The organism is Streptomyces sp. NPDC043746 (genome assembly GCF_056436485.1).
In genome coordinates this window covers 40,535-52,716 of the sequence record NZ_JBWKCM010000024.1, presented here as the reverse complement: position 1 = coordinate 52,716, position 12,182 = coordinate 40,535, and the positions used below count along the sequence as shown (strand labels likewise).

6 protein-coding genes are annotated in these 12,182 nt (G+C 73.6%); 1 reads left to right on the top strand and 5 read right to left on the bottom strand.

Annotation, left to right across the window (positions count from 1 at the left end; genetic code table 11):
- Positions 1 to 172: 172 nt before the first annotated feature.
- Positions 173 to 1,771, bottom strand: a complete 1,599-nt coding sequence (locus AC0682_RS23700) for a phytoene desaturase family protein (protein ID WP_478534987.1) — start codon at positions 1,769 to 1,771, stop codon at positions 173 to 175.
- Between the two features lie 157 nt (positions 1,772 to 1,928).
- Entirely contained in the window at positions 1,929 to 4,202 is a 2,274-nt protein-coding gene (locus tag AC0682_RS23695; protein WP_478534986.1) for a serine/threonine-protein kinase, read from the bottom strand.
- A gap of 204 nt (positions 4,203 to 4,406) precedes the next feature.
- Between AC0682_RS23695 and AC0682_RS23690 the strand changes: the two genes are divergently transcribed.
- On the top strand, positions 4,407 to 4,868 hold the full coding sequence (locus AC0682_RS23690) for a hypothetical protein (protein ID WP_478534985.1): 462 nt from the start codon (positions 4,407 to 4,409) through the stop codon (positions 4,866 to 4,868).
- A gap of 112 nt (positions 4,869 to 4,980) precedes the next feature.
- Here AC0682_RS23690 and ftsY read toward each other — a convergent pair whose 3' ends face one another.
- From ftsY to AC0682_RS23675, 3 genes are all read right to left on the bottom strand, one after another.
- Complete coding sequence (ftsY, locus tag AC0682_RS23685; RefSeq protein ID WP_254811593.1) at positions 4,981 to 6,192, bottom strand: signal recognition particle-docking protein FtsY; 1,212 nt, start codon at positions 6,190 to 6,192, stop codon at positions 4,981 to 4,983.
- 242 nt (positions 6,193 to 6,434) lie between these two features.
- Complete coding sequence (locus AC0682_RS23680) at positions 6,435 to 7,853, bottom strand: sugar porter family MFS transporter (RefSeq protein ID WP_478534984.1); 1,419 nt, start codon at positions 7,851 to 7,853, stop codon at positions 6,435 to 6,437.
- A 239-nt stretch (positions 7,854 to 8,092) separates the two neighbouring features.
- Entirely contained in the window at positions 8,093 to 12,112 is a 4,020-nt protein-coding gene (locus tag AC0682_RS23675) for an AAA family ATPase (protein WP_478534983.1), read from the bottom strand.
- Positions 12,113 to 12,182: the final 70 nt, after the last annotated feature.

Genomic DNA, 12,182 nt, shown 5'->3' with positions numbered 1-12,182 from the left:
TCCCCGCTCCGGCCCTTCCCTCCCCCCCCCCCCCCCCCCCCCCCCTCCCCCCCCCCCCCCCCCCCCCCCCCCCCCCCCCCACGGCGGGTGCGCGAAGGCGCCGTGCAGCGGGTGCGGGAAGGTGCCGCACGGCGGGTGCGGGGAGGCCCGGGGTCCAACGGCTGAGTCAGGTTCAGGAAGCCTCCAGCACCGCCATCGCCGCGTTGTGCCCCGGCACCCCGCTCACCCCGCCGCCGCGCACCGCGCCCGCCCCGCAGAGCAGCACATTGGCGTGCGGGGTCTCCACGCCCCACCGGCCGACGCCCTCGTCCGCGTACGGGAAGGAGAGGTCGCGGTGGAAGATGTGGCCGCCGGGCAGGCGGAGGTCCCGCTCCAGGTCGAGCGGGGTCTTGGCCTCGATGCAGGGCTCGCCCTCCGCGTCGAGCGCCAGGCAGTCGGTGATCGGCTCCTCCAGGTGGGCGTCCAGTTCCGCGAGGGTGGCCTTGAGCAGGGTGGTGCGGGTGGTGTCGTTGTCGGCCGCGAAGAGCCGGGCGGGGGTGTGGAGGCCGAAGAGGGTGAGGGTCTGGTAGCCGCGCGCGGCGAGGTCGGGGCCGAGGATCGAGGGGTCGGTCAGCGAGTGGCAGTAGATCTCGGACGGCGGGGCGGCGGGCAGCCGTCCGGCCGCCGCCTCACGGTAGGCCTCGGCCAACTGCCCGTACCCCTCCGCGATGTGGAACGTGCCGGCGAAGGCCTGACGGGGGTCGACGGACCGGTCGCGGAGCCGCGGGAGCCGGGTGAGCAGCATGTTCACCTTGAGCTGGGCGCCCTCGGCGGGCTGCGGCGGGGTCTGCTCGAGGAGGGCGGCGAGGGCCTGCGGCGAGGCGTTGACCAGCACCCGGCGGGCGGCGACGGTGTGTTCGCCGTCGGGGGTGCGGACGGTGACCTCGGCGTGGGTGCCGTCGGTCTCGATCCGGCTCGCCTCATGCCGGACGCGGATCTCGGCACCCGCCGCACGCGCGGCCCCGGCGAGCGCGTCGGTGAGGGCGCCCATGCCGCCGACGGGGACGTCCCAGTCGCCGGTGCCGCCGCCGATGACGTGGTAGAGGAAGCACCGGTTCTGGAGCAGCGAGGCGTCGTGGGCGTCCGCGAAGGTGCCGATCAGGGCGTCGGTCAGCACCACGCCCCGTACCAGGTCGTCGGTGAAGTTCCGCTCGACGGCCACTCCGATGGGCTCCTCGAACAGCGCCCGCCAGGCGTCGGCGTCGTCGACGCGGGCCTTCAGTGCCTCCCGGTCGGGCAGCGGCTCGGTGAGGGTGGGGAAGACCCGTTCCGCGACGCGCTGTGTCATGGCGTAGAAGCGCTGCCAGGCCGCGTACTCCCGCTCGCCGCCCGTCAGCGCGGCGAACGACTCGCGGGTGCGGGCGCCGCCGACGAGCAGGCCGGTGGGGTGTCCGTCGCGCAGCGCAGGGGTGTAGGAGGAGACGGTCCGCTTCCGTACGGCGAAGTCCAGGCCGAGGTCGCGGACGATCTTGTCCGGCAGCAGCGAGACCAGGTAGGAGTAGCGCGAGAGGCGGGCGTCGACCCCGGCGAAGGGGCGGGTCGAGATCGCCGCTCCCCCGGTGGTGTCCAGGCGTTCCAGCACGAGCACGGACTGTCCGGCGCGGGCGAGGTAGGCGGCGGCGACCAGACCGTTGTGGCCGCCGCCCACGATCACGGCGTCGTAGCGGTCCCGGGCGGGCGCGTGCGGCGGCTGGGCGGACGACGGGGATGCGGACGGCTCAGGTGCGGGCATGCACCTTCGTAGCACGGGCCGCCGGGTCCCGACCAGGGGTGCCGGGCACGTTGCGGCAGGTGCGCGGGGCTGCTCCGGGGCCGCCGGGCGGGTTCCGGGGCCTCCAGCCCGGCGCGGCGCCCCGGGCAGGCACGGCGCCCAGGACAGGCACGCTCGGTCAGTGCTGGGGTGGCAGGGCGTTCTGGGCACGGTGGGCGGCGAGGGCGCGGTAGAGCTCGGCGGCCTCGTCCTTCAGGCCGAGGCGGTCCAGGCAGTGCGCCTCGTCGTTGCGGGCGACGAGGGTGTCCGGGTGGTCGGGGCCCAGGGCCCGGGCACGTGCCTCCGCGACCTCCCGGTACGCGGTCAGCGCGTCGGTCCACCGTCCCAGCCAGCCGAGGGCGACCGCGACCTCGCGGCGGCTGACCACGGTGTCCGGATGGTCGGGGCCGAGGGCGTCCTCCCGGATCGCGCACACCTCACGCGCCTCGGTGAGCGCCTCCTCCCAGTGGCCCATCCGCCCCAGGTTGACGCCGAGGCCGTGGCGGGCGCGGAGCGTCTCGGGGTCGGTCGGGCCGCCCACCCGCGTGCGGTCGGCGGCCAGGGCGCGGTACAGCTCCAGGGCCTCCGCGCTGCGGCCGAGCCGGCCGAGGCTGATGCCCGCCTCGTAGCGGGCGGCGAGGGTGTCGGGGTGGTCTGCGCCAAGGGTGGCGGCGCGGGCCCGGGCGATGTCCTGGTAGGTCTCCAGGGCTTCCGCCCAGCGCCCCAGCCTGCCCAGGGTGTAGGCGACCTCGTACCGGGTGGCGAGCGTGTCGGGGTGGGCCGCGCCGAGCAGCCGGGCCCGGTCGTCGGCCACCTGACGGGCCAGCTGCCACGACTCCTCGGGGCGCCCGAGCCGGCTGAGGTTGAAGGCGAGGTTGTGCCGACAGCGCAGGGTGTCGGGGTGGTCGGGGCCCATGGACCGCTCCCGGGCGGCGAGAACCGCCGCGTACACCTGGTGGGCCTCGAAGTGGCGGCCGAGCTGGCCGAGGACGTACGCGGTCTGCTCCCGGGCGCCGAGGGTCTGCGGGTGGTCGGGGCCCAGGATGCGTTCGCGGCCCGCGGCGACCTGGCCGAACTCCCGTAGCGCGTCGGCGGCCCGCCCGGTGCGGCTGAGGGTGAGGCCGACCTCGTACCGGCTGGCGAGCGTGTCCGGGTGGTCGGGCCCGAGGACGCTCTCGCGCTCGGCGGCGACCGCCCGGTGCACCTCGCCCGCCTCCTCCCAGCGGCCGAGCCGCCCCAGGTCGACGCCCTCGCTGTGGCGGCTCGCGAGTACGGTGAGCCGGTCGAAGGGGGCGGTGGGGGCGGAACCAGCGGGCAGCACGCCGGTGGATCCGTCGGTGAGCGGGGGCCGGGGGGCGGCGGTGCCGACCGCGGTGGTCCAGCGGCGGGTGAGTCCTGCGGCGGGGTCGGGGAGAGCGGGGCCCGGGTGGGCGGACGCCTGGTGACCGGCAGTCATGTTCCTCGCCCAGAAGGGCAGTTCGCTCCCGCTCCGGTCCGAACCCACATGCCCGGGCTCCAGGCGTACGGGCTTCGGTCGTACGGCCCCGGGTACGGGCTGTTCGCCCGAGCGGCCGAGCACGATGCGGCGGCGCAGGTCGCTCGCGTCGGCGGGCCGCTCGTCGGGGACCTTGGCCAGCAGGTCCAGGACGACGCGGTCGAGGAAGCCGGGGAGTTCGGCGCGGTGGGTACGCGGCGGCTCGGGCCGGGTGTCGCGGTGCCCCACGAGGATGGCCCAGGGGTCCGCCAGGTCGAACGGCGGTACGCCGGTGGCGATCTCGTACAGCACACAGCCCAGCGAGTAGAGGTCGCTGCGGTGGTCGACCTCCCTGCCGCCGATCTGCTCGGGCGACATGTAGTGCGGGGTGCCCATGGCGACGCCGGTGGTGGTGAGCCGGGAGGTCATGCCGATGTCACGGCCGAGTCGCGCTATGCCGAAGTCGCAGATCTTCACCGTGCCGTCGGTCAGCCGCATGATGTTCGCGGGCTTCAGATCGCGGTGGACGATGCCCTGACGGTGCGTGTAGCCAAGGGCGTCCGCGACCTGTTCCGCGATGTCGACGACATGGTCGACGGGGAGCGGGCGCTGCTGGTTCCCCTCCAGGAGCTGGCTGAGGTTCTGTCCGTCGAGCAGCTCCATGACGAGGTAGAGGACGCCCTCGTGCTCGCCGAAGTCATGGACGACGGTGACGCCCCGGTGCTGGAGGGAGGCGGCGACCCGGGCCTCGCGGCGGAAGCGTTCACGCAGGATGCGGGTGAAGGCCTGGTCGTGCTGCGGGCCCATGGGCTTGAGGCATTTGACGGCGACCAGGCGGCCCAGCGACTCGTCGCGCGCCCGCCACACCTCGCCCATGCCCCCGCGCCCGATCAGTTCGAGCAGCCGGTACCGGCTCTGGATCAGCCTGGTGTCCGCCATCTGCCGTTTCCCGCCCCCGTCGTTCCCCGCCGCTGGTGCTGTGCCCTCCCCGGCCCGTCCAGTATGGCGGGCGCCCGGCGAAGTCGGTACGGCGGCGGGGCCGCCGCCCCGGCGCGGCGCGCGATCGGGAACAATGGCGGGCGCGGGGCCTGCCGCGGCAAAGAGCGGTCGCGGCACGGCTGTACGGTCGACGAGCGGGGGAACATGCCCAGGTGGGGGCTGCTGGTGGAACAGAACATCGGTTTCGGGGGCCAGCGCCGGGTCTGGTCGGGCGGGGTCATCGACCATGTGGACGGGACCCGCGAGGAGGCGCTGGAGGTCTTGCGGCAGCGGGCCGAGAAGTACCGGCCGGTGCATCCGACGAGCCCGAAGCGGCGGCGGCTCTACCGGGAGCGGGACGGGTTCGTGCTGGTGCTGGACGGGGCCTGGCAGAGCTTCCACTGCCGGTTCACGGTGGTCGAGCAGCTGTACGACAGCGCGGAGCCGGATCCCGTACCGCAGTCGGAGCCCGTACCCCAGCCGCCGCCCTCCCGGGGGCCGGAACCGGCGCAACCGCTTCCGCTTCCTCGTCCGTCGGCGCAGGCACCGGAACCCGAGGAGCCGCGGGCCTGGGACGCGGATGTGCCCGAGGTCCCGTCGTGGCTGGACCGGCCCCGGCCGTCCTGAGCGGGGCGGGGGGGGGGGGGGGGGGGGTGCCCCCCCCCCCCCCCCCCCCCCCCCCCTTCCTCCCCCCCCCCCCCCCCCCCCCCCCCCCCCCCCCCGTACGGGGTGGGGCGCGTCAGTCGCCGATCAGGGCGTCCACGAAGGCGCCCGGCTCGAACGGGGCCAGGTCGTCCGGCCCCTCGCCCAGTCCGACCAGCTTCACCGGGACGCCCAGCTCGCGCTGGACCGCGATGACGATGCCGCCCTTGGCGGTGCCGTCGAGCTTGGTGAGGACGATGCCGGTGATGTCCACGACCTCCGCGAAGACCCGGGCCTGAACCAGGCCGTTCTGCCCGGTGGTGGCGTCCAGGACGAGCAGCACCTCGTCCAGCGGACCGTGCTTCTCCACGACCCGCTTGACCTTGCCCAGCTCGTCCATGAGCCCGGTCTTGGTGTGCAGCCGGCCGGCGGTGTCGACGAGGACCACGTCGGCCCCCTCCGCGATGCCCTCCTTGACCGCGTCGTACGCGATGGAGGCAGGGTCGCCGCCCTCGGGTCCGCGCACCGTACGGGCTCCGACGCGCTCGCCCCAGGTCTGGAGCTGATCGGCGGCGGCGGCGCGGAAGGTGTCGGCCGCGCCGAGGACCACGCTGCGGCCGTCGGCGACGAGCACCCGGGCCAGCTTGCCGGTGGTGGTGGTCTTGCCGGTGCCGTTGACACCGACGACCATGACGACGCCCGGGGTCTCGGCGCCGCCCTCGGTCTTGACCTCACGGTCGAGGTCCGGGCCGAGCAGGGCGATCAGCTCTTCGCGCAGCAGTGCGCGCAGCTCCTCCGGGGTACGGGTGCCGAGCACCCTGACCCGCTCGCGGAGCCGCTCGACCAGTTCCTGGGTGGGGGCGACGCCGACGTCGGCGGTGAGGAGGGTGTCCTCGATCTCCTCCCAGGTGTCCTCGTCCAGGTTGTCCCGGGACAGCAGCGTGAGCAGCCCCTTGCCCAGCGAGTTCTGGGAGCGGGCGAGCCGGGCCCGCAGCCGGACGAGGCGGCCCTCGGTGGGCTCGGGGACCTCCAGCGCCGGGGGCGCCGGGGTCTCGACGACCGGAGCCTCCTCGGCGGGCGCGGTGGCGTCCGGGAGGCCGACTTCGTCGATGGTGCGCCGCGCTTCGTCGCGCGGCGTCTCGGCCTCCTCGCCGACCTTCGGCTCGGCGGGAGGAGTGATGGTCGGCGTGGACGGCGGCGGGGGCGGCAGCTGCTTCTTCTTGCGGCTGCCGACCACGAGCCCGCCGACCAGGCCGACGGCGGCCAGGGCGATGACTACAGCGAGGATGACGATTTCGACGAGTTCCATAACCCGTCCAGTATCGGCCACGGCCGCCGCACGGGCACGGCCCCGCACGCCGCCCGGCGATCCACACGACCCGGATGCACCTTTTGGCTGTAATGACCGATCTCGGCCCCTCCTCTTCTGGCTGCACGTCAGTCACTGAGGAGGGGCAGCGGAGCCTGCGGCTGTCCTGCGAGGCGGCGGGAAGGCCGGCTGCCCCGGCTCGGGAGTGAGCCGGGGCAGCGCGTGAACGCGAGGGAGGCGGGTCAGCCCATCTCCTCCAGCGCCTTGCCCTTGGTCTCCTTCACGAACTTGAGCACGAAGGGGATGGAGAGCACCGCGAAGCAGGTGTAGATGACGTACGTCCCCGAGAGGTTCCAGTCGGCCAGGCTCGGGAAGCTGGCGGTGATCGCCCAGTTGGCCATCCACTGCGCGAAGACCGCGACACCGAGGGCGGCGGCCCGCAGCCGGTTGGGGAACATCTCGCCGAGGAGGACCCAGACGACGACACCCCACGAGAGGGCGAAGAAGAGCACGAACGTGTGGGCGGCGATCAGGGCGACGGCCCCCTGGGTGGTGGGCAGCTTGCCGTCCACCAGGTCGGCGGAGAAGGCCCAGGCCTCGACCGCGAGCGCGAGCGCCATGCCGACGGAGCCGACGAGCGCGAGCGGCTTGCGGCCCACCCGGTCCACCAGCACCATCGCGATCACCGTACCGATGATGTTGATGATCGAGGTGGTGAACGAGTAGAAGAACGAGTCGGTCGGGTCGATACCGACGGACTGCCACAGCGTCGCCGAGTAGTAGAAGGCCACGTTGATGCCGACGAGCTGCTGGAACATCGACAGGCCGATGCCGACCCAGACGATGGGCAGGAAGAAGAAGCGGTTGCCCAGCAGGTCCTTGAAGGTCGACCTGTGCTCGCGGTGCATGGCGGTCTCGATCTCGACGACCCTGGCGTCGAGATCGACGCTCTTGCCCTCGACCTCTTCGAGGATCCTGCGGGCCTCGGCCTTCTTCCCGACCGAGACGAGGAAGCGCGGGGACTCGGGGATCATGAAGGAGAGCAGCCCGTACAGGAGGGCCGGGACCACCTCCACACCCAGCATCCACTGCCAGGCCTCCAGGCCGAGGATGTCGCCCCGCTGATCGCCGTCGGCGATCTGGAGAACGGTGTAGTTGACCAGCTGGGAGACGGCGATGCCGATGACGATCGCGGCCTGCTGGAAGGAGCCGAGCCGACCCCGGTAGGCGGGCGGGGAGACCTCCGCGATGTAGGCCGGGCCGATGACGGAGGCCATGCCGATGGCGAAGCCTCCGACGATGCGCCACATCGCCAGGTCCCAGAGCGAGAAGGGCAGCGCGGATCCGATCGCGCTGGCCGTGAAGAGCACCGAGGCGATCTGCATGCAGCGGATGCGGCCGATCCGGTCCGCGATGCGGCCCGCGGTCGCGGCGCCGATCGCACAGCCGATCAGCGCGATGGCGATGACCTGGGCGAGTGTCCCGGAGCCGACGTCGTACCGGTCGCGGATCGCCTCGACGGCCCCGTTGATGACGGAGCTGTCGTACCCGAAGAGGAAGCCGCCCATCGCCGCGGCCGCCGTGATGAAGATGACATGGCCGAGGTGGTCCGGATGGGCCGCCCGGGCCCCGGACTCCGGTCCGTTCGCTGCAGTGGTCACATGAACTCCTGATGCCTGGCCGCACGTCAGACGTTGGGGTGGGCCTCCCAGTGGCGCACACCATCCGACATGCCACCACTTGAAGGCGAAATCGACTCCGCAGAGGTTATGCCTTCAAGAAGCGAAGCCAAACAGCGGGCCGGACCGTCGTGTACCCAAGCCGGCAGAGAAGGTGCGTCGAACTTCTGACGTTTTCGTGAAGAGTCGAATGCTTCTCGTGAAGGGTCCTCCGTGACGGGTCAGCGGAGCCGCTGACTGATCACCTTCGACACACCGTCGCCCTGCATGGAGACGCCGTACAGCGCGTCGGCGACCTCCATCGTCCGCTTCTGGTGGGTGATCACGATCAGCTGGGAGCTCTCCCGCAGCTCCTCCATGATCCGGATCAGCCGCTGCAGGTTGGTGTCGTCGAGCGCGGCCTCCACCTCGTCCATCACGTAGAAGGGGCTGGGACGGGCCTTGAAGATGGAGACCAGCAACGCCACGGCCGTCAGGGACCGCTCGCCGCCGGAGAGCAGCGAGAGCCGCTTCACCTTCTTGCCCGGCGGACGCGCCTCGACATCCACCCCGGTGGCCAGCATGTCGTCCGGGTCGGTCAGGATCAGCCGCCCCTCGCCGCCGGGGAAGAGCCGGGCGAAGACACCCTCGAACGCGCGGGCGGTGTCCCGGTACGCCTCGGTGAACACCTGCTCGACCCGCTCGTCGACCTCCTTGATCACCTGGAGGAGATCGGCCCGGGTCTTCTTCAGGTCTTCGAGCTGCTCGGAGAGGAACTTGTGCCGTTCCTCCAGCGCCGAGAACTCCTCCAGGGCGAGCGGATTCACCTTCCCGAGTTGCTGGTACGCCCGTTCGGCCGATCGCAGCCGCTTCTCCTGCTCGGCCCGGACAAAGGCCTTCGGCAGGTTACGGGGGTGCTCCGGGTCATCCGGCAGCTCCTCGCCCTCCGCCGCGGGCGAGGGCGGCACGGGCTGGTCCGGTCCGTACTCCGCGACCAGCCCCGCAGGCTCCACGCCCAGCTCCTCCAGGGCCTTCGTCTCCAACTGCTCGATGCGCAGCCGCTTCTCTGCGCCGAGCACCTCGCCCCGGTGGACGGAGTCGGTGAGCTTGTCCAACTCGCCCTTGAGGTCACGGCCCCGGCCCCGCTCCACGGCCAGCTCGCGCTCCCGCTCGCCCTTGGCGGCCTCGGCCGACGTGCGCTCCTGACCGGCCCGTACGAGGGAGACCTCGACGTGCGCCAGCAGCTGTCGGGCGCCCGAGGCGACGGCGGAGGCCACAGCCGCCTCGTGGCGCAGCCGGGCCCGGCGCTGCTCGGCACGGACCCGGGCCTCCCGCTCGGCGCGGGCGGCCCGGTCGAGCCCGTCGGCACGCCCGGCCAGGCCCTTGACCCGCTCCTCGTGCGTACGGGCCTGGAGCCGGGCCTCCATCTCGGTCTGGCGGGCGTTGGCCCCGTCGGCGGCGAGCCGGTCCCGTGCGGACGTGTCGGGCTCCTCCTCCACCGGCGCCTCCTGGGCCACCAGCAGCCGTTCGGCCAGCTCCTCGGCCTCCTCCACGGCCCGCTCCAGGGCCTCCTGGGCACGGGCGGCGGACGCCGTCATCCGCTCGGCCTCGCCCGCGGCGGCCCGGGCCTGCCCGGAGAGCCGGCCGAGCTGCTGGGCGACGCCCGACTTCTCCCGCTCGGCCGCCCGCCGCCGCTCCCCCAACTCCTCGACGAGCGCGGCCGACTCCGTGCGCCGCTCCCCCGCCAGCCGCTGGGCCTCCGCCAACTCCTCGCACCGTACGGCGAGGTCGGCCAGCTCGGCGGCGGCCTCGTCCACGGAGGCCTGCACCTCCAGGAGACTGGGCGCCCCGGCCGACCCTCCGTGCGCGAAGTGGCCGGAGAGCACGTCCCCCTCCCCCGTCACGACGGTCAGCTCCGGCCGCAGAGCCACGAGCGCCTCGGCATCCTCCAGGGTGGCGACGACGACGGCGTCCCGCACGAGCCGACGCACGGCCTCCAGGAGGGGGGCGGGAGCGGTGATCAGGTCGCCGACCCTCTCCGCACGCACCTGCGGAGGAGCGACGACGGCCCCGTGCCCGGTCGGAGCGGGCTGCGCGGGCAGGGGGTGGACGGTGCGGGACGCGGGCGAGGGGCCGGTGGCACCGGGTGCGGGCAGCGGGTCGGCGACGCCGGGCGCCTCACCCCGTACGGGCCCGGGGACCTGGCCGGGTGCAGGGGGCGGTGCTGGGGCGGTGGCACCTGGCTGACCGGGTACGGGCGGACGCTCCTGGCCGGTGACAGCCGACTGACCGGGTACGGGCGGACGCTCCTGGCCGGTGGCAGCCGACTGCTCCGGTACGGGCGAGCGCTCCGGATACGAGGCAGCCGACTCTTCCCGTACCGGCGGACGCTCGGAAGCCGCCGCATCCGGCCGCCCCTGCCCGGCCGACCGCTCCGGGCCCGTCGCACCCGACTGCCCCGGGACGGCCCCGGGTCGGGCGCCCTCCCCGCCTCCTGTACTCTCCGCGTTCTCCTCCGCCTCCCCCGCCGCGGCCCCGACCGGACCACCCGCCAGCAGCATCGCCGCGCGGCCCGCGGCCCGGTCGCGCAGGAGGCGGATCGCTGCGGCGGCCGTGGCCGGGTCCCGTACGGCGATCGCGTCCGCCGCGGCGCCGAGGGCGGCGGCGACCGGGATCTCGTACCCGGGCCGGACGGTGAGCAGTTCGGCGGCCGGGCCCAGCAGCCCCGTCAGGTGGTCGCGGGCGCCGAGCAGCGCGCCCGTGCCGTCCTTGCGGCGGAGCCCCAGGGCCAGCGCGTCGTGCCGGGCCGCGACCGCCGCCCGTCGGCGTTCGGCGGCGGTGGCCTCGTCGCGGGCCCGGCTGTGGGCGCTCCGGGCCTCGGCCAGGGCCTGCTCGGCCTCCTCGTGGCGGGCGGTCAGCTCCTCGTCGTCCGCGTCCAGGCCCTCGACCTCGGCCCTGAGCTGCTCGTACTCCTCCTGGGCGGTGTCCGCGCGCTCCCGGGCCTCGTCGCGGGCGGCGGCCAGCCGATCGATCTCGGCCTGGGCCGAACCGGCCCGGCCGCGGGCCGCGTTGACCTGGCCGGTCAGCCGGGCCAGCCCTTCGCGGCGGTCCGCGATGGCGCGGGCCGCGTCCTTGAGCCGGCGCTCCTCCGCGACCAGCTCGCGCTCCAGGTCGACGCGGTGGGCGACGGTGTCCTCAAGCGCGAGTTCGGCCGCCTCCAGGGCCGCCGTCAGCTCCGCCTCCTGCTCGCGGATACGGGCGGCCTCGCGCTCCAGGTCCTCGGGGTCGCGGCCCCGGCGCTCCTCCGTGGGGGCCTGGGTGGCGCTCCTGACCCGGGCGTCGGCCAGCGAGACCGTGCCGCGTACCCGCTCGGCCAGCTGCGACAGCTCGTACCAGGTCTGCTGGGCACGCTGGAGCCGGGGCGCGAGGCGGCGCACCTCGCCCTCCAGCCCGGCCTCCCGGGCGTGCGCCGCCTCCAGATCGGCCTCGGCCGCGTCCTTGCGCTTCTTCAGCTCGGCCTCGTCGGCGATCTCGTCGCGCAGGGCGTCCCGCAGGGTCACCAGGTCGTCGGCGAGGAGCCGGAGGCGGGCGTCGCGCAGATCGGCCTGGATGACGGCGGCGCGGCGGGCGACGGCTGCCTGCCGTCCGAGCGGCTTGAGCTGGCGGCGCAGTTCGTCGGTGAGGTCCTGGACGCGAGCGAGGTTGGCACCCATCGCGTCCAGCTTCCGCAGCGCCTTCTCCTTCCGCTTGCGGTGCTTGAGGACGCCCGCCGCCTCCTCGATGAAGGCCCGGCGGCCCATCGGGTCGGCGTGCAGGACGGAGTCCAACTGGCCCTGGCCGACGATGACGTGCATCTCGCGGCCGATACCGGAATCGGAGAGGAGTTCCTGGATGTCGAGCAGTCGGCAGGTGTCGCCATTGATCTGGTATTCGCTGCCGCCATTGCGGAACATGATCCGAGTGATCGTCACTTCGGCGTACTCGATGGGCAGTGCGCCGTCGGAATTGTCGATGGTCAGCGACACTTCGGCGCGGCCGAGTGGGGGCCGCCCGGTGGTCCCGGCGAAGATCACGTCTTCCATCTTGCCGCCGCGCAGGGATTTGGCGCCCTGTTCTCCCATGACCCAGGAGAGGGCGTCCACCACATTGGACTTTCCCGATCCGTTGGGGCCGACGACACAGGTGATCCCCGGTTCGAACCGCAGGGTGGTGGCGGACGCGAACGATTTGAAACCACGCAGGGTCAGGGCCTTGAGGTGCACGCCGCCGGACTCTACCTTTCGCTTCCGGTTTCGGTGATGAAGGTGCAGGGCACATCAGACGGTAGGCGAG

What these genes read in the sequence shown, in the direction of transcription:
- AC0682_RS23695 (WP_478534986.1), bottom strand. Translation starts at nt 4,202, where the DNA reads ATGGCGGACACCAGGCTGATCCAGAGCCGGTACCGGCTGCTCGAACTG.
- ftsY (WP_254811593.1), bottom strand. Translation starts at nt 6,192, where the DNA reads ATGGAACTCGTCGAAATCGTCATCCTCGCTGTAGTCATCGCCCTGGCC.
- AC0682_RS23690 (WP_478534985.1), top strand. Translation starts at nt 4,407, where the DNA reads ATGCCCAGGTGGGGGCTGCTGGTGGAACAGAACATCGGTTTCGGGGGC.
- AC0682_RS23700 (WP_478534987.1), bottom strand. Translation starts at nt 1,771, where the DNA reads ATGCCCGCACCTGAGCCGTCCGCATCCCCGTCGTCCGCCCAGCCGCCG.